Annotated in this window: 19 protein-coding genes and 3 tRNA genes; 16 read left to right on the plus strand and 6 right to left on the minus strand. The window is 71.4% G+C overall.

The window, feature by feature from the left end; genetic code table 11:
• Positions 1 to 59 precede the first annotated feature (59 nt).
• Genes htpX through ACIPYQ_RS06055 form a run of 3 tightly spaced genes read left to right on the plus strand, consistent with a single transcriptional unit; the run spans position 60 to position 1,891 of the window.
• Positions 60 to 923: a zinc metalloprotease HtpX gene (gene htpX, locus ACIPYQ_RS06045; RefSeq protein ID WP_361753665.1), complete on the plus strand. Its 864-nt coding sequence runs from the start codon at positions 60 to 62 to the stop codon at positions 921 to 923.
• The gene (locus tag ACIPYQ_RS06050) at positions 920 to 1,312 is read left to right on the plus strand and encodes a YccF domain-containing protein (protein WP_361753664.1); all 393 of its coding nucleotides are present in this window, start codon (positions 920 to 922) and stop codon (positions 1,310 to 1,312) included. The genes htpX and ACIPYQ_RS06050 overlap by 4 nt, the downstream gene beginning before the upstream one ends.
• A 54-nt stretch (positions 1,313 to 1,366) precedes the next feature.
• Positions 1,367 to 1,891 carry an SMI1/KNR4 family protein gene (locus ACIPYQ_RS06055; RefSeq protein ID WP_401246644.1) on the plus strand — a complete coding sequence of 175 codons (525 nt, stop codon included), beginning with the start codon at positions 1,367 to 1,369 and terminating at the stop codon, positions 1,889 to 1,891.
• Here ACIPYQ_RS06055 and ACIPYQ_RS06060 read toward each other — a convergent pair.
• The 3 genes from ACIPYQ_RS06060 to ACIPYQ_RS06070 all read right to left on the minus strand — a co-directional run bounded on the left by ACIPYQ_RS06060 (position 1,875) and on the right by ACIPYQ_RS06070 (position 5,244).
• Entirely contained in the window at positions 1,875 to 3,110 is a 1,236-nt protein-coding gene (locus ACIPYQ_RS06060; protein ID WP_401246647.1) for an APC family permease, read from the minus strand. The genes ACIPYQ_RS06055 and ACIPYQ_RS06060 overlap by 17 nt on opposite strands.
• An 18-nt stretch (positions 3,111 to 3,128) precedes the next feature.
• Positions 3,129 to 4,556 (minus strand): SulP family inorganic anion transporter, encoded by a 1,428-nt coding sequence (locus ACIPYQ_RS06065; protein ID WP_401246649.1) that lies wholly within the window; start codon positions 4,554 to 4,556, stop codon positions 3,129 to 3,131.
• 199 nt (positions 4,557 to 4,755) lie between these two features.
• On the minus strand, positions 4,756 to 5,244 hold the full coding sequence (locus ACIPYQ_RS06070; protein WP_030009008.1) for a YajQ family cyclic di-GMP-binding protein: 489 nt from the start codon (positions 5,242 to 5,244) through the stop codon (positions 4,756 to 4,758).
• A 200-nt stretch (positions 5,245 to 5,444) separates the two neighbouring features.
• Here ACIPYQ_RS06070 and ACIPYQ_RS06075 point away from each other — a divergent pair.
• Positions 5,445 to 5,526 (plus strand) — tRNA-Tyr (locus ACIPYQ_RS06075).
• A gap of 110 nt (positions 5,527 to 5,636) precedes the next feature.
• Here ACIPYQ_RS06075 and ACIPYQ_RS06080 read toward each other — a convergent pair.
• Entirely contained in the window at positions 5,637 to 6,800 is a 1,164-nt protein-coding gene (locus ACIPYQ_RS06080; RefSeq protein ID WP_401246652.1) for a hypothetical protein, read from the minus strand.
• A gap of 499 nt (positions 6,801 to 7,299) precedes the next feature.
• On the opposite strand from ACIPYQ_RS06080, the gene ACIPYQ_RS06085 reads away from it, so the two are divergent.
• From ACIPYQ_RS06085 to ACIPYQ_RS06095, 3 genes are all read left to right on the plus strand, one after another.
• Positions 7,300 to 8,268, plus strand: a complete 969-nt coding sequence (locus ACIPYQ_RS06085; RefSeq protein WP_401246655.1) for a hypothetical protein — start codon at positions 7,300 to 7,302, stop codon at positions 8,266 to 8,268.
• A gap of 197 nt (positions 8,269 to 8,465) precedes the next feature.
• On the plus strand, positions 8,466 to 8,858 hold the full coding sequence (locus ACIPYQ_RS06090) for a hypothetical protein (protein WP_401246657.1): 393 nt from the start codon (positions 8,466 to 8,468) through the stop codon (positions 8,856 to 8,858).
• 171 nt (positions 8,859 to 9,029) lie between these two features.
• On the plus strand, positions 9,030 to 9,428 hold the full coding sequence (locus tag ACIPYQ_RS06095; RefSeq protein WP_362234899.1) for a DUF3574 domain-containing protein: 399 nt from the start codon (positions 9,030 to 9,032) through the stop codon (positions 9,426 to 9,428).
• Positions 9,429 to 9,519: 91 nt separating this feature from the next.
• Here ACIPYQ_RS06095 and ACIPYQ_RS06100 read toward each other — a convergent pair whose 3' ends face one another.
• Together ACIPYQ_RS06100 and ACIPYQ_RS06105 are read right to left on the minus strand one after the other, a co-directional pair.
• Positions 9,520 to 10,176 (minus strand): SDR family oxidoreductase, encoded by a 657-nt coding sequence (locus tag ACIPYQ_RS06100; protein WP_361753648.1) that lies wholly within the window; start codon positions 10,174 to 10,176, stop codon positions 9,520 to 9,522.
• 53 nt (positions 10,177 to 10,229) lie between these two features.
• On the minus strand, positions 10,230 to 11,498 hold the full coding sequence (locus ACIPYQ_RS06105) for an amidohydrolase family protein (protein WP_401246661.1): 1,269 nt from the start codon (positions 11,496 to 11,498) through the stop codon (positions 10,230 to 10,232).
• 380 nt (positions 11,499 to 11,878) lie between these two features.
• Here ACIPYQ_RS06105 and ACIPYQ_RS06110 point away from each other — a divergent pair.
• The 9 genes from ACIPYQ_RS06110 to ACIPYQ_RS06150 all read left to right on the plus strand — a co-directional run bounded on the left by ACIPYQ_RS06110 (position 11,879) and on the right by ACIPYQ_RS06150 (position 17,601).
• Positions 11,879 to 11,951: transfer RNA gene (locus tag ACIPYQ_RS06110), tRNA-Thr, on the plus strand.
• Between the two features lie 48 nt (positions 11,952 to 11,999).
• Positions 12,000 to 12,072, plus strand: a tRNA-Met gene (locus tag ACIPYQ_RS06115).
• An 88-nt stretch (positions 12,073 to 12,160) separates the two neighbouring features.
• A complete protein-coding gene (gene rpmG, locus ACIPYQ_RS06120) occupies positions 12,161 to 12,325 on the plus strand; it encodes a 50S ribosomal protein L33 (protein ID WP_003956487.1) in 165 nt (54 codons plus the stop codon).
• Positions 12,326 to 12,504: 179 nt separating this feature from the next.
• Positions 12,505 to 12,957, plus strand: a complete 453-nt coding sequence (locus ACIPYQ_RS06125) for a MaoC family dehydratase N-terminal domain-containing protein (protein ID WP_361753644.1) — start codon at positions 12,505 to 12,507, stop codon at positions 12,955 to 12,957.
• 1 nt (position 12,958) lies between these two features.
• The gene (locus ACIPYQ_RS06130) at positions 12,959 to 13,387 is read left to right on the plus strand and encodes a MaoC family dehydratase (protein WP_401246664.1); all 429 of its coding nucleotides are present in this window, start codon (positions 12,959 to 12,961) and stop codon (positions 13,385 to 13,387) included.
• Positions 13,388 to 13,878: 491 nt separating this feature from the next.
• On the plus strand, positions 13,879 to 14,448 hold the full coding sequence (locus tag ACIPYQ_RS06135) for a TetR/AcrR family transcriptional regulator (RefSeq protein ID WP_401246667.1): 570 nt from the start codon (positions 13,879 to 13,881) through the stop codon (positions 14,446 to 14,448).
• An 80-nt stretch (positions 14,449 to 14,528) separates the two neighbouring features.
• Positions 14,529 to 15,980 carry a DHA2 family efflux MFS transporter permease subunit gene (locus ACIPYQ_RS06140; RefSeq protein ID WP_401246670.1) on the plus strand — a complete coding sequence of 484 codons (1,452 nt, stop codon included), beginning with the start codon at positions 14,529 to 14,531 and terminating at the stop codon, positions 15,978 to 15,980.
• A 110-nt stretch (positions 15,981 to 16,090) separates the two neighbouring features.
• Positions 16,091 to 16,489 (plus strand): DUF3291 domain-containing protein, encoded by a 399-nt coding sequence (locus ACIPYQ_RS06145; protein WP_401246673.1) that lies wholly within the window; start codon positions 16,091 to 16,093, stop codon positions 16,487 to 16,489.
• Positions 16,486 to 17,601: a UDP-N-acetylmuramate dehydrogenase gene (locus tag ACIPYQ_RS06150; protein WP_401246676.1), complete on the plus strand. Its 1,116-nt coding sequence runs from the start codon at positions 16,486 to 16,488 to the stop codon at positions 17,599 to 17,601. Before ACIPYQ_RS06145 ends, ACIPYQ_RS06150 begins: the two co-directional genes overlap by 4 nt.
• The last annotated feature ends 12 nt before the right edge of the window (positions 17,602 to 17,613 follow it).

Here is a 17,613-nt window from a genome sequence, read left to right on the forward strand (position 1 = left end):
CCGTAGACCCTCAGACCCATGACGGGGCTCCCCCTGCCGCACCATTTGGAGGGCGTACCGTGCACCGCCGGCACAACGGGCTCAAGACCGCCGTACTCCTCGGCGGGATGTCCGCACTCATCATCCTCATCGGAAGCTTCTTCGGGCGGGGCGGCCTGATCGTCGCCGTGGTCATCGCCCTCGGGACGAACGCCTACGCGTACTGGAACAGCGACAAGCTGGCTCTACGCGCGATGCGCGCCCGCCCCGTCAGCGAGTTCGAGGCCCCCCAGCTCTACCGCATGGTGCGCGAGCTCTCCACGTCCGCGCGCCAGCCCATGCCACGCCTCTACATCTCGCCCACCGAGGCACCCAACGCCTTCGCCACCGGCCGCAACCCGCGCAACGCCGCGGTCTGCTGCACCGAGGGCATCCTGCGCATCCTCGACGAACGCGAGCTGCGCGGGGTCATCGGCCACGAGCTCAGCCACGTCTACAACCGCGACATCCTGATCTCGTCGGTCGCCGGCGCCCTCGCCTCGGTGATCATGTTCCTGGTGAACTTCGCCTGGCTGATTCCGGTCGGCCGGTCGAACGACGACGAGGGCCCCGGCCTCTTCGGCATGCTGCTGATCATGATCCTGGGCCCGCTGGCCGCCTCCGTGATTCAGCTGGCCATCAGCCGCTCGCGCGAGTACGAGGCCGACGCGTCCGGCGCCCAGCTCACCGGGGACCCGCTCGCCCTGGCCAGCGCCCTGCGCAAACTCGACGCGGGCACCAAGCAGCTCCCGCTGCCCGCGGAGCCCCGGCTGGAGACGGCGAGCCACATGATGATCGCCAACCCGTTCCGTCCCGGTGAGGGCCTTTCTAAGATGTTCTCCACACACCCTCCGATGGCCGAGCGCATCGCCCGGCTCGAACAGATGGCAGGCCGCCCCCAATGAAGACAATCCTGAACGTCATCTGGCTCGTCCTGAGCGGCGTCTGGCTGTTCCTGGGGTACCTCCTCGCAGGCGTACTGCTCTGCATCACCATCATCGGCATCCCCTTCGGCATCGCCGCCTTCCGCATCGCGGTCTACGCCCTCTGGCCCTTCGGCTACACCACGGTCGAGCGCCACGACGCGGGCGCCGGCTCCTGCATCGGCAACGTCCTGTGGCTGATCCTGGCGGGCTGGTGGCTGGCCCTGAGCCACATCGTCACGGGCATCGCCCTCTGCATCACTCTCATCGGCATCCCGTTCGGCATCGCCAACTTCAAGATGGTCCCGCTCGCGCTGCTCCCCCTCGGCCGCGAAATCGTCCCGACGGACGCCCCGTTCGCCTCCCGCTGACGGAGTTGTCCACAGGCCCGGCGGGTTGTCGGTGGGGTGCGTCACCATGAACGCATGAACGAGACCGAGCAGTTGCTGGAGCAAGTCGCAGACCGCGTACGCAACTCCGCGCGCGGGCACGGAGGGCCGCTGCCCGCGCCGCTGGGCAGCGGGGAGATCGCCCGGGCCGAGGGCATACTCGGCTTCACCCTGCCGCCGCTGCTCACCGCGCTCTACACCCGCATCGGCGACGGCGGATTCGGACCCGAATGCGGGCTGCTCTCCCTGCGCCAGACCGTCCAGAGCTACGAGGCGCACCGCGCTTCCGGATGGCGCTGGCCCGAGGGCGTGCTGCCGATAGCCGACTTCGGCTGCACCATGTACGTCTGCGTGGACTGCCGCTCCGAAACCGCCCAGGTGCTGCTGTTCGACCCGAGCCTCGGCGAGCCCGATCTCGCCTGGTCCATCGACACCCCGAGCCTGGCCGGCTGGCTGCGCGGCTGGCTCGACGGCACCGCCTGGTTCTGCGAGGAGTCGGAACTGGGGGAGGAGCACGACCTGGAGCTGGCGCCCTGGGCCGAATTCAGATCCCGGATCTGAGCCGGCTGCGCACCCCGTAGGCCAGCGCGCCGAGTGCCAGCACCACCGCCCCCGCGACCGCCGACGCGAGGGGCAGCGCACAGGCCAGCACCACACAACCGGACAGCCCGACCGCTGCCACGGTCCGCCCCTTGACACCTGAATCGAGAGTCCACGCGGAGACGTTCGCGATCGCGTAGTAGGCCAGCACTCCGAAGGAGGAGAAACCGATCGCGCCCCGCACATCGGCGGTGGCCGCGAGCACCGCCACGACCGCACCCACTGCCAGCTCCGCATGGTGCGGCACCTGATGCCGGGGATGTACGGCGGCCAGCGCGCGCGGGAGATGACCGTCCCGGGCCATCGCCAGCACGGTCCGCGACACCCCGAGCACGAGGGCCAGCAGCGAGCCCAGCGCGGCCAGGGCCGCGCCACCCCGGACGACCGGGGCCAGTTCGGGCCGGCCGGCCGCCCGGACCGCGTCGGCGAGCGGGGCCGCCGACCGCGCCAGCCCGTCGGCGCCGAGCACCGACAGCGCCGCCACCGCCACCGCGGCGTACACCAGCAGCGCGATCCCCAGAGCGAGCGGCACCGCCCGCGGGATCGTCCGTTCCGGGTCGCGCACCTCCTCGCCCAGGGTGGTGATCCGGGCGTAGCCCGCGAAGGCGAAGAACAGCAGACCGGCGCCCTCCAACAGCCCGGCGGCGGCCCAGTCCGAGCCGCTCAGCCGCCCCGCTCCGGCCGCACCGGAGGACAGGCACACCACGACCACCCCGGCCAGCACCGCCAGCACCACCGCCACGATCAGCCGGGCGATCCGGGCGGACTTCTGGACACCGCCGTAGCTCGCGGCGGTCAGCGCCACCACCGCCGCGACGGCCACCGCATGCTGCTGCCCCGGCCAGACGTACGCCCCCACGGTGAGGGCCATCGCCGCGCAGGACGCGGTCTTGCCGATCACGAACCCCCAGCCGGCCAGATGGCCCCAGAAGGGCCCGAGTCGCTCGCGCCCGTAGACGTAGGTGCCGCCCGACGCCGGGTAGCGGGCGGCGAGCCGCGCCGAGGAGTGCGCGTTGCAATAGGCCACGAGCGCCGCCAAGGCGAGCGCGACGAGCAGCGCCTCGCCCGCGGCCCCCGCCGCCGGGGCGAGGGCCGCGAAGATACCGGCGCCGACCATCGCGCCGAGCCCGACGACGACGGCGTCGGAAACGCCCAGGGTGCGCTTCAGCTGGTGGTCCACGGGCGGAGAGTAACCCGGCTAGATGACGCCCTCCCGGCCGGGGAGCGGCGTCCGCATCCGCTCCCAGCCCTCGAGGGCGGTCAGGCAGGCGTGGTCGAGGTGGCGCAGCCCGCTGAGGTCGAGCCGTACCGGCTGCCCGTGCGGCAACGAGTCCAGCGCGTCGAGCAGTTTGGGCAGCCGCAGGAAGCTGGCGTTCCCCACGATCCGCACGGACAGCCCCTCGTCCTCCCACACCTCCTCGATGTGCACGTGGGAGGTCTCCCAGGCCGCCTTGGCGACGGCGAGCCCCAGCCCGACCAGCACCCCCTCGAAGAGGTTGGTGACCACGATCGCGGAGGCCGTGGCCAGCAGCACCACCGCCTCACCCCGGTGCGTCCGCCACAGCGCGGCCACCGCCTTGGCCGGCAGCAGCTTCCAGCCCGCGTGCAGCAGCACCCCGGCCAGCGCGGCGAGCGGCACGATCTCCAGCACCTGGGGGAACGCCACCGCGAACAGCAACAGCCAGCCGCCGTGCATCACCCTGGCCGCCCGCGTACGCGCACCGGCCTCCACATTGGCGGCGCTGCGCACGATCACGGCGGTCATCGGCAGCGCCCCGAGCAGCCCGCACACGCTGTTGCCCACGCCCTGGGCGATGAGCTCCCGGTCGTACTCCGTCCGCGGCCCGTCGTGCATGCGGTCCACGGCGGCTGCGCTGAACAGCGTCTCGGCGGAGGCGATCAGCGCCAGGGCGACCACGGTCCCGGCCGCCCCGACGGAGGCCAGCACCTCGAAATCGCCCCAGCCGGGCGGGGACACGGCCTCCAGCACCCCCGTCACCCGCACCTTCTCGACGGGCAGCCGCAGCAGGGCGGCAGCGACGGTGGCGGCGGCCACCCCGACGAGCGCCCCGGGCACGATCCGCAGCCGGGCGGGCACCCGGCGCCAGACGACCATGGCGGCGATCGTCCCGACCCCGAGCAGCACGGCGACCCAGTCGGCCTGCGCCCCGAGTACGTGCACACCGCCCAGCTTCGCCAGGGTCTGACCCGGAGCCTCCACGCTCCCCAGGGCATACAACTGCCCGGAGATCAGGACCAGCCCGATCCCGGCCAGCATCCCGTGGACGACGGCCACCGAGATCGCCCGGAACCACCGCCCGAGCCGCAGCACCCCCATACCCAGCTGCAGTACCCCCGCGGTCAGCACCAGCACCCCGAGCGCGGGCAGGCCGTACGTCTGCACCGCCTCGTAGACGAGCACGGTGAGCCCGGCCGCGGGCCCGCTCACCTGCAGCGAGCTCCCGCGGAACCATCCGGTGACCAGCCCGCCGACCACCCCGGTGACGATCCCCAGCTCGGCCGGCACCCCGGAGGCGACCGCCACCCCCACGCACAGCGGCAACGCGACCAGCGCGACGACGACGGACGCCCCGAAGTCATCCCGAAACGTGCCGGCCCCTGACATGCGAGAACCCCCTGCCGCGCGGTGATGCGATGCCCTCAGCCTGGTGGGCGCACTCACCACGGCCCAAGTGCCCACAGGAGTCCACGGTGGCGCGTGCGCCGCACACGCCCCGCACACACCCCCGCACCCCCGCACACGCCGCGGCCCGGCGGTCGGTGAGGACCGCCGGGCCGGCGTGGTGGCAGGTCTGGGACCTGGGTCAGCGGTAGTTCACGAACTGGATCGCGAAGTCCAGGTCCTTGCCCTTGAGCAGCGCCTGGACCTCCTGCAGGTCGTCACGGCTCTTGGAGCTGACGCGCAGCTCCTCGCCCTGGACCTGGGCCTTGACGCCCTTGGGACCCTCGTCCCGGATGATCTTCGCGACCTTCTTGGCGTTCTCCTGGGAGATGCCCTCCTCGATCGTGGCGAAGATCTTGTACTCCTTGCCGGACAGCTGGGGCTCGCCGGCGTCCAGCGCCTTGAGCGAGATCCCGCGCTTGACCAGCTTGGTCTCGAAGACGTCGAGGACGGCCTTCACGCGCTCCTCGGAGTTCGCCTCCATGAGGATCTTCTCGCCGGACCAGGCGATCGTGGCGCCGGTGCCCTTGAAGTCGTAGCGCTGCGAGAGCTCCTTGGCGGCCTGGTTGAGGGCGTTGTCGACCTCCTGCCGCTCGACCTTCGAGACGATGTCGAAACTGGAGTCGGCCATGTGCTGTGGCTCCTTGAAATCGGTTGTGATCGCCCCGGAGGGCGCGGCCGGACATCCCCGGCCCGCTCCGCAAAGCCTAGCCACCGCGCCCACCCGCAACGCTGATCAATCCGGTGGCGAAGCACCCCCGGTCATCAGGTATCGTTTACGTCGTTGCCAGGGAGCGCCGCCGCAAGGCGGAAAAAATGGCAGCAAATCTTGGCGGTGTGCCCGAGTGGCCAAAGGGAGCAGACTGTAAATCTGCCGGCTCAGCCTACCCAGGTTCGAACCCTGGCGCCGCCACGCGAAAGAAGCCCCTCTGATCTGCGGAAACGCAGACCAGAGGGGCTTCCTCGTTAACGCCGGGACCACGGGGCTAAGGCCGCGCCGGCTTCAGCGCCGCGGCGGGGGCCTCAGGAGCAGCCGGGGACCGTGCCGGCGCAGTTCTCGGGCAGGTTCTTGATGATCTTGCTCTCCTTGAGGGTCACGACCGCGCCGGCCTGGTTGTTGATGCCGCCGCCGACGCCCGCGGCACGGTTCTCCGCCACCGTCGTGTGCTCCAGGGTCAGCTGCGTGGCGTCGCCGCCCACCTCCTGCGCGTTGTTGATGCCGCCGCCGTCGCGACCGGCCGAGTTCGACTCGACCTTGGTCTTCTTCAGCTTCGCGGTGCCGGCGTTGTTGACGGCGCCGCCGTCGTTGCCCGCCTTGTTGTTGGCGAGGGTGGACTGCTGGATCTCCAGGGTCCCGCCCAGGGCGTTGTTGACGGCCCCACCGTTCTGACCGGCCCAGTTTTCGATGAGGTTGCTGTGCTTGATCTTCGCGGTGCCCAGGTTGTTGATGGCGCCGCCGTTGCCGTCACGGGCCTCGTTGTTCGTGATGAGGCTGTGCTCGACGGTCAGGGCGCCCTCGTTCTGGATGCCACCGCCGTTGTCGTCCGCCGTGTTGCCGGCGACGGTGCTCTTGTGGAGCTTGAGGGTGCCGGCCGCGCTGTTGCTGAGACCGCCGCCGTTGCCGGGGAGATCCGTGGCGGACGTGGCCACGTTGGTCAGGATCTCGGTGTCGACGAGGGTGACGTCACCGCCCTCGTTGGCGATGCCGCCGCCGTTCCCGCGGGCCTGGTTGCCGGCGACCTTGCTGTCCTCCAGACGCAGGGTGCCCGCGTTGGCGATGCCGCCGCCGTAGCTGTCGATACGGCCACCGGTCACGGTGAGGCCCTTGAGGGTCAGGGTTCCGCCCTCGTCTACCGAGAGGAGACGGAAGAGGGGGCTGCCGCCGGTCACCGAGCGGATCAGGGTCGAGTTGTGACCGACGAGCGCGACGTTCCCGCTGATGGCCGGCAGGGCATTCTCCGAACCCTCGAAGCCGCCCGTGAACCGGTACGCGCAGTCCTTGGCCAGGTTGATCGTGCCGCCCGCGGCATTCGTATTCGCCGCCCCGACGGCGGTGATGAGCGCGGCGACGTCGCCACAGGCGATGTTCACCTTCTTCGGGGTCTGCGCCATGGCCGGCGAGGCCGCCATGCACATGCCCACGCTCGCCACAACGGCACATCCGGCGAGTACGAGACGATTCTTCATCGATGCTTTTCCTCTCGGTTACAAGCCGGGCAGCCCTCCTGCTCCTCTCCCTGCACGTGGAGAGGAGGAGGAACTGATCTTGGAGCCCGGCGAGACGTACGAGTGGTATCGCTCGCGTCGGGTCATTTCCTGCACCCTGGTTCGGACGCTCTGAGATTGCATTCGAATGGCGGTCGCCCGTTCGTCCCCCGGCCCTGCGCACCAAGGCCCCGCCCCGCGCCGAATCCGGGGGCGGGGCGCCGACGTCGCCGACCCACACGTCATCTCTGGCGGCCCCGGAAGCGCTGGAAACGATTCCCAGCCTCGAATTGCTCCGGTCAGATGAACTACTCACCTGCCTGGGTCACAGCCTCGGCCCTGCCAGCGCCACCGCCGCGTCGGCAGCGGGTCGGATGGGCGGCGCGTGAAGAACTCACAGGGCCACAGGGCAAACCCGCGGTCCACGCACCCTCCCCTCGCACTCCCGCGGCAGCCCTCGGCGTCGGCGGGTAAGGAAGCCATGAACCTGAAGCATCAGACGGCGACGATTCGACGGCCCCGGGGGCGTTCCCGGGTTCTGCTCGCCTCCATCGCCACAGCGGCGGCCCTGACCGGCCAGCTGATCGCGGTGGCACCGACCGCGGCCGCGGACGATCCCAAGCCGTCGGACCACACCAAGGTGGCCGAGCCCAAGAAGCACGGCCATGGAGACCACAAGAAGCTCCCCGAGGTCCTCCACGGTCTGCAGCAGTTCACCTCGGACAACACCTTCACGGCCCCGCCGGGCGTCACCTCGGTGTTCGTCCAGGCGTGGGGCGCCGGCGGTGGCGGCGGTGGTGGCGGCGGCTCGGCCCGCAACAACGGAAACGGGAACGGAAACGGGAACCCGAACGGAAACGGAAACGGGAACCCGAACGCCGGCAACCCCGCGGGCGGCAACCCGGCCTCGGACGGAGACGGTGTCGCCGCCGAAGCCCCGCGCAACAACACCGGCGGCACCGGTGGGGGCGGTGGTGGCGGCGGCTTCACCTGGTGCGTCATCGAGGTCACCCCCGGAACGAACTACGGGGTCGACGTCGGCACCGGCGGCGCCAACGGCCTCGGCGGCGCGCCGGGCGCGAACGGCACCGCCGGCGGCGCGGGCACCACCACGTCCCTCATCGTGGCCTCGACCGGCACCGCGCTCCTGACCGCCACCGGCGGCACCGGAGGCGGGGGCGGCGGCGCCGCGGACCGCGGTCCCGGCGACCCCGGCACGCCGGGGCAGGGCGGCGACGGATGGTGCTCCTCGGGCGGCGTCAACGTGTCCGGTGACCCGGGCAACGCCGACGGCACCGGTGGCGGCACCGCCGACGGCATCGTCGAGCTCCCGGCAGGTGCCGCAATCGGTGGCGACGGCGGCCGGGGCGGCGGCGCCACCCGGGCCATCGGCCACTCCGGCTCCCGCGGCAAGGACGGCGGCGACGGGTACGCGGTCATCTACTGGTAACCCTGGTAACCCCACCCGCTGACCGCAACCGGCCAGAAGCCCGTCCCGCGCCCGACGACCAGGGCCGGGCGGGCTTCCCGCCATCGCCCCGGCGGAAAAACACCGGGCGGCGGCACCGCGGCTACGGCATGCTGACCGCGTGACCAACAACAGCAGCCGAAAGGCCCGTGCCGCGTAAGGCACCTTCGCAGGTCAGGATGGACCTGCCCGTCAGAACGCCCCGGCCGGCCCAGCGCGGCGTCGTTCCAGGGGTCTCCTCGCGCACGCTCGCCGCGATAGCCCGCGTCGAACGCCGCCGGTACTGCCACGGCATGACGTACAGCGCCGTGAACCACTGGCGCCGGACCGTGTACCAGCGGGGACCGTGGATCATCTACCCCGGCATGGACGAAGACCCCGGGTGCTGTGACTCGCTGCTCTACTGCCGCGACTCGCTGGAGACCGTCTGCCTCCTCCTCCCGCCGCGTGCCCGGCGCGAGTTGCGTGCGGTGCTCGCACCGCTCGACGCGCGGTTCCTAGCCCGTACCCTCAACGACCCGTACGCCGCCCGTGACGAACCCTGGTGGGGGCGGCGCCTGCGGAGTCCATGACGGCCGCCGGCCCGGCCCGTGGGCCACCGACGGCCCACCGTCGGCGACCGCTGGCCCACCGTCGCCCACCGGCAGCCCACCGTCGGCCCATCGACCGCATCGTCGCGAGCTCCTGTTCGTTCACCCGGAGTGAAATGGACATCTGATACACGGGGGAAGGTCGGCGGCGGGGTGCTCGTCGCCCTGCTCGGCGCGGGGATTCCCGCTCTGATGGGAGCGGCCCTGCACACGGACGTGGGGAAGCCGTACCAGGAGACCCGGCTGTACTTCGGCACCGAACGCGCCGACGGCCGAGGCCCCGTCGAGGAGCGGGAGTTCATGCGGTTCCTCGACGCGGAGATCACCCCCGCCTTCCCCGAGGGACTGACCCTCCACGACGGATACGGCCAGTGGCGGGGCAAGGACGGCAAGACCGTCCGCGAGACCTCGTACGAGGTGGTCCTCCTGTACCCCGAGAAGGAGGCCGACGAGCGCAGCACGCGCATCGAACGGATCCGGCAGGCCTACGAGGACCGGTACCAGCAGGATTCGGTCGGGCGGTCCGACGACAAGGTCAACGCCGGGTTCTGAGCCACCGTCCGAGCCCTCGGACGAGCCCTGGGACGAGCCCTCGGACGAACCCTCGTCCTCACCACGTTCCGAACCAACGCCCGGGTGGCCGTCAGTTGCCCGCCACGTCCTTGACGGCCACCTGGACCGGGGTCGAACCGGAGATCAGCTCCAGCGTCAGGCCCGCCGTCGCCGGGGTCTCGACCAGCTCGGCCAGCACCGCCGCCACGTCGTCGCGCGGAACGGCCCCACGGCCCGTCTGCGCCTCCAGACGGACCAGACCCGTCCCGGCGTCGTCGATCAGCGAGCCGGGGCGCAGGACCGTCCACTCCAGGCCCAGCCGGGTGCGTACGTGGTCGTCGGCCTCGCCCTTGGCCCGCAGATAGGCGTCGAAGACCTCGTCGCCGCCGTGGTGGGCGTCCGCGCCCATCGAAGAGACCATCAGGAAGCGCCGCACACGGGCCCGTTCGGCCGCATCGGAGAAGAGCACCGCCGCGCCCCGGTCCACGGTGTCCTTGCGCCCGATGCCGCTGCCGGGGCCCGCGCCCGCCGCGAACACCGCCACGTCCGCGCCCTGCAGGATCCCGGCCACGTGTTCCACCGAGGCCGACTCCAGGTCGCAGAGCACCGGCTCGGCGCCCGCCTCCCTGAGGTCGTCGCCCTGTGCCGGGTCGCGGATGATGCCCGCGACCTCGTACCCGCGCGCGGCGAGCAGGCGCTCCAGCCGCAGCGCGATCTGACCGTGTCCACCCGCGATGACGATGCGCATGCCCCGACCGTACGACGAGCCGGGCGCCCACGCCCGCGAACGCACGGCGAACTTCAGGGACCGGGCTCCGTACGGCCCTGCCGGGGCAGGTCGAGCGCCACCGCTACCGCCGAGTCGCAGTACTCCCGGACGGCACTCGTACGGGCTACCACCCGCCCGCGGTGGATGACGATCCGGCTGTACGCGAGGGACAGCACGCCCGCGATCCGGTCCCCGCGTACGGCGAGCAGCTCCGCCGGGAAGCCGGCCTCCACCCGCACCTCCGGCAGGCCCATGGCCTCGCGGGCGCAGGCGCTGACCGAGTCGTAGGCCTCGCCGGCCCGGAGCCCGCCCTGGGAGGCCAGCAGGTACGCGGCTTCCAGCGGGTCGCCGCGGCCGACCGGGTTCCCGGCGTCCCGCAGGGCCCCGCTGCCGGCCGCGACCCGTACGCCGGAGGCCCGCAGCAGGCGTACGGGCGCGGTGCGCAGGCCGCGGCGCTCCAGGGCCGCGCAGTCGCCCTGGGGCAGGCAGGTCACCCGTACGCCGGCCGCCGCCAGCTGGTCGGCGGCGCGGGCCGCCGCGTCCAGGGGGAGCCGGGACAGGCCCCCGCAGGGGCCGATGGTCACCCCGGGGCGCAGCCCGCCGGCCATCGCCGCGAGCCGGGAGAGGCGGCCGGGATCGTCACCGTCCGTGTGCAGATCCACGGGGCAGCCGTGCTCGGCGGCGAGTTCCAGGACGGCTTCGAGGAAGCCCGTCGGGTCCGGGTCCAGGTCCGGGCAGCCGCCGATCACGGAGGCGCCCATCTTGACCGCGTCCCGGAGCATGGCGAGCCCGTCCGCGCCGGCCACCCCGGTCAGCAGCCGGGGGACGGCCACGGCGGTGAGGTCGGTGAGCCCGCGCAGGGAGCGCCGGGCCTGGAGCACGGCCTCCATCGGGCCGAGGCCGTGCATGTCGCCGATGCGGACGTGGGAGCGGACCGCGGTGGCGCCGTGGCCGAGCTGGAGCAGGGCGGCCTCGGTGGCCCGGCGCTGGACCTCGTCGGGGGTGTAGGAGACCGGTCCCTCGCCGTCGGCGGTGAGTGCGGTGTCCCCGTGGGCGTGCGGTTCGGCGGGGGCGGGGAGCAGCAGGTAGCCGCCCAGGTCGACCCGGGAGAGCGCGGGGGCGGGGAGGCTGCCCGCGGTGCCGACGGCCTGGATCCGGCCGCCGCTCAGGCGGACGTCGACGGTCCGGCCGTCGGTGAGGCGGGCCCCGGCGAGCAGCAGGGTGGTGGCCTCGGCTGCGGCCGCGTTGCCGTTGCCACTACGGGGGGACTGGAACGGCTGCTGCGGCTGGCTGTCGGACATCGCGCTCCTGCGGTGGCTCGGGCGGTTCCTGGGCCCTGGCCGCGGCCCACGACCCAAGATCACGCAGCGTGCTCAGAGCCTAGGGCGCGGCGCACCCCGCTTCACGGAAGAGCGCAATAGTCGTACCGGTGTGGTGCCCGTACGCCGGGGCGCCTGGGTACGCCGCGGCGCCCGTTGGCCGGGCGCGTGCGCCCCCCCGCTCCCTAGCCCCCCGCTCCCCCGCCCCCCGTGTGGATGTGAGCCCGCACACATTCCGGCTGAAAGGTGGGGTGGGAGTGGTCGGTGGGTTGATCGAGAAGGGCCGCGCGACCCCCTCGGAGCCCGGTCCCCGCAAAGGATTTGGGCGATCGGCGGGCAACCGTGTAATGTCTTCATCGCTCGCCCCAATAGCTCAGTCGGTAGAGCGTCTCCATGGTAAGGAGAAGGTCTGCGGTTCGATTCCGCATTGGGGCTCTGGTGAGAGAGGTTCCCCACCCTCGGGTGGGGAGCTGATCACATCAAAGCGGCGTAGCTCAGTCGGTAGAGCAAGCGGCTCATAATCGCTGTGTCACCGGTTCAAGTCCGGTCGCCGCTACACACAGTAGCCGATTGCGGGGTCGGTCTCCCGGTCGGCTACTCTTGTATGCGTTCATCCGTCCCAATTTCCGTCAAGGAGCACTCACGTGGCTGCCACCGACGTCCGCCCGAAGATCACGCTGGCCTGCGTGGAGTGCAAGGAGCGGAACTACATCACCAAGAAGAACCGGCGTAACAACCCGGACCGTCTTGAGATGAAGAAGCACTGCCCGCGCTGCAACTCGCACACCGCGCACCGCGAGACCCGCTGACCCCAGCGAAGTCTCAAATACAGGCACCGTCATGAGGTCGTCCCCTTCATCGGGGGGCGGCCTTGTGTCGTTTCCGTGCCTGGCCTTGCCCTTCTTCTCTCGTCCTTCTTCTCGTAGTTGTTCTCGTTTTTGTTCTTGTTCCTGTGTCTTTCGTGTCCCTTCAACAGGAGGTAGTGAGCATGGCTCTCGACCAGTCCTTCGTGGGGCGGAGCTACCCGCCCACCGATCCGTACGAGGTCGGCCGGGAGAAGATCCGCGAATTCGCGGTTGCGGTGGGTGACGCCAATCCCGTCTACACCGACCCCGAGGCAGCCAAGTCGTACGGCTACTCCGATGTGATCGCGCCGCCGACTTTTGTGTTCGCCATCACTTTCAAGGCGGCCGGCCAGGTCATCGAGGACCCGCAGCTGGGTCTGGACTACAGCCGAGTCGTGCACGGCGACCAGAAGTTCGCGTACTCCCGCCCGGTGCGCGCGGGTGACCGACTCTCGGTGACCTCCACCATCGAGGCCGTGAAGTCGATGGCGGGCAACGACATCATCGACATCCGCGGCGAGGTCCACGACGAGACCGGCGAACACGTGGTGACGGCGTGGACGAAGCTCGTCTCCCGCGCCCCCGAGGAGGCCTGACATGGCAGCGCAGATCCAGTACGCCGACGTCGAGGTCGGCACCGAGCTGCCGGCGGCGTCCTTCCCCGTGACGCGCGCCACGCTCGTCCAGTACGCCGGTGCCTCGGGCGACTTCAACCCGATCCACTGGAACGAGAAGTTCGCCAAGGAGGTCGGACTGCCGGACGTGATCGCGCACGGCATGTTCACCATGGCCGAGGCGATCCGCGTGGTCACCGACTGGGTCGGCGACCCGGGTGCGGTCGTCGAATACGGCGTGCGCTTCACCAAGCCCGTCGTGGTCCCGAACGACGACCGGGGCGGGCTGATCGAGGTCACGGCCAAGGTCGCCGCGAAGCTGGACGGCAACCGCGTCCGGGTCGACGTGACGGCCATGAGCGCGGGCCAGAAGGTCCTGGGCATGTCGCGCGCGGTGGTCGAACTCGCCTGAGGCGGGTGGGTGGGGGTGCCGGGGTGTCGGGTGCCTCCGCTGGGGCTCGGGGGTTTCCCGTCGCTCTTATCGTCTTCCGTGGCGGGACGGTCCCTCAAGGGCGCTCCTTCGTCGCGTCGCTGCGCGATGGCCTGCGGCCACCCTTGACCGACCGTCCCGCCACGGAAAATCGAAGACGGCCGGGAAACCCCCAGAAGAACGGGCCGGGCGAACGGGACAGGGACGGGCGTGTCGGCCACACCCGGCCCGGTCGGGGGGCGCGTCAGATCGCTACGCGGTTGCGCACGTCTTGGCGGCTGCCGGCCGTCTGGGGCCGGACATAAGCCGCCACCGATCGGTGCTTGGTTCGCGCGTTCTGGCGGCTGCCGGCAGTCTGGGGCTGGGCGTGAGCCGCCATCGCTTCCGTGCGCGGCGGCCGTGGCCGCCCGGGCCTTTCGTCTTGCCCCGTGGTCCCCTTGACGAAGTTAGTGATTGAGCACTAACTTTGGGGCATGGCAAGGATGAGTGCAGATGAGCGGCGGGAGAGTGTGATTCGTGCGGCGATGCACGAGTTCGCGCGCGGGGGTTACTACGGGACCTCCACCGAGGCGATCGCCAAGCGGGTGGGCGTCTCGCAGCCGTATCTCTTCCGGCTCTTCCCGAACAAGCCCGCCATCTTCCTCGCCGCTGCCGAACGCTGCATGCGGGATACGCGGGCGGTCTTCGCCGAGGCTGCCGAAGGGCTGCACGGTGAGGAGGCCACCCTTGCCATGGCGAACGCCTACAGCCGGCTGATCGCCGAGGATCCCGACAAGCTCCAGATGCAGCTCCAGATGTACGTCACCGTCGCCGCCGCCGAGGCGGCCGGGGATCACGAGCTCGGCGAGATCGTGCGCAAGGGCTGGATGGAGCTCTGGGACACGGTCCACGTGCCCTTTGGCGGGGACGTCGGCGAGACCACGACCTTCATGGCGTACGGAATGCTGATCAATACGCTCGCCGCCATGGGGTTCCCGCCCGAGCACCGGGTCTGGGAGGGTCTGAACCCGTCGGCCCGCGCCAAGGGGCATTCGGAGAAGTGAGGGCGCGCGAGATCCGCTCGCGCGCATTTTCATGGCCACGGAAGTTAGTCAGCAATAACTAACAAGTTGCAGGGGGAATCGTGAACACGCACGACACGGACACCAAGCTCCGGGGGCCCGCCGTCTGGGCCCTCGTCCTCACCGGCGTGGCCAGCTTCATGGCCGCACTCGACAACCTGGTCGTCACCACCGCCCTCCCCGCCATCCGCGAGGACCTCGGCGGCCGGCTGGAGGACCTGGAGTGGACGGTGAACGCGTACACGCTCACCTTTGCCGTCCTCCTGATGTTCGGCGCCGCGCTGGGGGACCGGTTCGGGCGCCGGCGGCTGTTCATCGCCGGGCTGGCGGTGTTCACCGGAGCCTCCGCCGCCGCCGCGCTCTCGCCCGGCATCGACGCGCTGATCGCCGCCCGCGCCGTGCAGGGCGTCGGCGCCGCGATCATGATGCCGCTCACGCTCACCCTGCTCACCGCCGCCGTACCGGCCGCCCGCCGCGGCATGGCCCTCGGCATCTACGGAGCCGTCACCGGCCTCGCGGTCGCCAGCGGCCCCCTCATCGGTGGCAGTCTCACCGAGCACATCTCCTGGCAGTGGATCTTCTGGCTGAACGTCCCGATCGGTCTGGCGCTCATACCGCTCGCCCGTCTGCGGCTCGCCGAGTCCACCGCCCCGGGCGCCCGCCTCGACATCCCCGGCACCCTGCTCATCAGCGGCGGCCTCTTCGGCATCGTCTACGCCCTCGTCAACGCCAACTCCGAGGGCTGGACCAGTGCTCCCGTACTCACCGGCCTGATCGTCGGGGCGGCGCTCGTCGGTGGCTTCATCCGCCACGGCTTCACCAACGCCAACCCGATGCTCCCCATGCGGCTCTTCCAGAACCGCGGCTTCCTCGGGATCAACGTCGCCAGCCTGCTGATGTTCCTGGGCATGTTCGGCTCGATCTTCCTGCTCAGCCAGTTCCTCCAGGGCGTCGCCGGGTACTCGCCGACCGAGGCCGGGCTGCGCATGCTCCCCTGGACCGGGATGCCGATGGTCGTCGCGCCGCTGGCCGGGATCCTCTCCGACCGCATCGGCGGCCGTCCCGTCGTTGCCGCCGGCCTGGCGTTCCAGGCCCTCGGCCTCGGCTGGTTCGCGGCGGTCCTGAGCACGGACGTCTCGTACGTCGCCCAGCTCCCGCCGCTGATCCTCAGCGGGATCGGCATGGCCCTCTACTTCGCCCCCGCCGCCAACGTCCTGATGTCCACCGTGGCCCCCGCCGACCAGGGCCGGGCCTCCGGCACCAACAACGCCCTGCGCGAGGTCGGCGGAGCCCTCGGCGTCGCCGTCCTGGCCTCGGTCTTCTCCGCACAGGGCGGCTACGAATCCCCGCAGGCCTTCACCGACGGCACCATCCCCGCCCTGTGGATCGGGGCCGGCGCCGTCGCCCTGGCCGCCTGCTTCGCCCTGCTCCTGCCGCGCCGGGCGACGTCCGCCCCGGCTCCCGTCGCCGTCGGGGCCGGCGCGACACCCGAGAAGGTGCCCGCCGCCCGCTGACCGGACCGACCCCGCTCGCCGGCCGGGGGTCGCGCGGGGGCCGGCCGGGAGGAGCGCAGCGCCGCCCGCGCACGAAGATCCGTACGACTCATCGTGAAGGAGTGCCCGCCATGCCTGACATCCCCTGGTCCACGCCCACCCAGGCAGCCCCCGACGCCGAGGTCTACGTCATGGCCTCCCGCTTCGAGACCGCCGGCCTTGTTGGTGCCTTCAGGTTCTTCCTCAAGGCCCCCGGCATCATCCTGCAGATCCGCAAGGCTCCCGGCGCCCACGGAGCCGCCCTGCGGGCCCGCGTCCTGCGGCGCACCTTCCTGACCCTTTCCGCCTGGGAGGACCGGGACGCGCTCTACCGCTTCGCCGGCAGCGAGCCGCACCGGTCCAGTTCCCGCGCGGCCGCCGCGTTCATGAAGGAATCCGCCTTCACCTTCTGGACCGTGCGCGCCTCCGAGCTGCCCATCGGCTGGGAGGAGGCCGAGCGGCGCCTCGCCGAACAGAAAGCCGCCTCGTGAGGCACGGTCCGTGGCCCCGCAGGGATGCGGAGGGCACGGACCGTACTCTTGTCCACGTGCAGGAACTCCACGACGCCCCCCTCGCCCCGCTGACCACCTTCCGTCTCGGTGGTCCCGCTGCCCGTCTGGTCACCGCGACCACCGATGCCGAGGTCGTCGCCGCCGTGCGCGCCGCGGACGAGAGCGGGACCCCGCTCCTGGTCATCGGCGGCGGCAGCAACCTGGTCATCGGCGACCAGGGCTTCGACGGCACCGCCCTGCGCATCGCGACCACCGGCTTCCACCTGGACGGGACGCGGCTGGAGCTCGCCGCCGGCGAGAACTGGAGCGACGCCGTCGCCCGCACCGTCGAGGCAGGCCTCGCCGGGATCGAGTGCCTCGCCGGGATCCCCGGCTCGGCCGGCGCCACCCCGATCCAGAACGTCGGGGCGTACGGCCAGGAGGTCTGCGACACGATCACCGAGGTCGTCGCCTACGACCGCACCACCGGGGAAACGGTCACGCTGAGCGCCGCCGAGTGCGCCTTCCGGTACCGCAACAGCACCTTCAAGGACCAGCCCGAGCGCTACGTCGTCCTGCGCGTCCGCTTCGCCCTGGAGGACGCGGGCGGCCTCTCCGCGCCGATCAAGTACCCCGAGACCGCCCGCGCCCTCGGCGTCGAGGCCGGCGACCGGGTCCCGGCCGCCACCGCCCGCGAGACCGTGCTGCGCCTGCGCGCCGGGAAGGGCATGGTCCTCGACCCCGCCGACCACGACACCTGGTCGGCCGGCTCCTTCTTCCACAACCCGATCCTGACCGACGAGGCGTACGCCGCCTTCCTCGCCCGCGTCCAGGACCGCCTCGGCGCCGACACCGCCCCGCCCGCGTACCCCGCCGGCGACGGCCGTACGAAGACCAGCGCCGCCTGGCTGATCGACAAGGCCGGCTTCACCAAGGGCTACGGCACAGGCCCCGCGCGCATCTCCACCAAGCACACCCTCGCCCTCACCAACCGCGGCGAGGCCACCACCGAGGATCTCCTCGCCCTGGCCCGCGAGGTCGTCGCGGGTGTCCACGCGGCCTTCGGCGTCACCCTCGTCAACGAGCCGGTGACGGTCGGCGTCAGCATCTGAGGAGTCCCGGCC

The organism is Streptomyces sp. NPDC090045, assembly GCF_044747975.1.
Classification (GTDB): domain Bacteria; phylum Actinomycetota; class Actinomycetes; order Streptomycetales; family Streptomycetaceae; genus Streptomyces.

Coding starts and splice junctions, on each gene's coding strand:
- ACIPYQ_RS06125 (WP_361753644.1), top strand. CDS start 12,505: ATGGCTCTCGACCAGTCCTTCGTGGGGCGGAGCTACCCGCCCACCGAT.
- ACIPYQ_RS06080 (WP_401246652.1), bottom strand. CDS start 6,800: ATGAAGAATCGTCTCGTACTCGCCGGATGTGCCGTTGTGGCGAGCGTG.
- ACIPYQ_RS06130 (WP_401246664.1), top strand. CDS start 12,959: ATGGCAGCGCAGATCCAGTACGCCGACGTCGAGGTCGGCACCGAGCTG.
- ACIPYQ_RS06050 (WP_361753664.1), top strand. CDS start 920: ATGAAGACAATCCTGAACGTCATCTGGCTCGTCCTGAGCGGCGTCTGG.
- ACIPYQ_RS06090 (WP_401246657.1), top strand. CDS start 8,466: ATGGACCTGCCCGTCAGAACGCCCCGGCCGGCCCAGCGCGGCGTCGTT.
- ACIPYQ_RS06135 (WP_401246667.1), top strand. CDS start 13,879: ATGGCAAGGATGAGTGCAGATGAGCGGCGGGAGAGTGTGATTCGTGCG.
- ACIPYQ_RS06105 (WP_401246661.1), bottom strand. CDS start 11,498: ATGTCCGACAGCCAGCCGCAGCAGCCGTTCCAGTCCCCCCGTAGTGGC.
- ACIPYQ_RS06070 (WP_030009008.1), bottom strand. CDS start 5,244: ATGGCCGACTCCAGTTTCGACATCGTCTCGAAGGTCGAGCGGCAGGAG.
- ACIPYQ_RS06145 (WP_401246673.1), top strand. CDS start 16,091: ATGCCTGACATCCCCTGGTCCACGCCCACCCAGGCAGCCCCCGACGCC.
- ACIPYQ_RS06085 (WP_401246655.1), top strand. CDS start 7,300: ATGAACCTGAAGCATCAGACGGCGACGATTCGACGGCCCCGGGGGCGT.
- ACIPYQ_RS06100 (WP_361753648.1), bottom strand. CDS start 10,176: ATGCGCATCGTCATCGCGGGTGGACACGGTCAGATCGCGCTGCGGCTG.
- ACIPYQ_RS06065 (WP_401246649.1), bottom strand. CDS start 4,556: ATGTCAGGGGCCGGCACGTTTCGGGATGACTTCGGGGCGTCCGTCGTC.
- ACIPYQ_RS06055 (WP_401246644.1), top strand. CDS start 1,367: ATGAACGAGACCGAGCAGTTGCTGGAGCAAGTCGCAGACCGCGTACGC.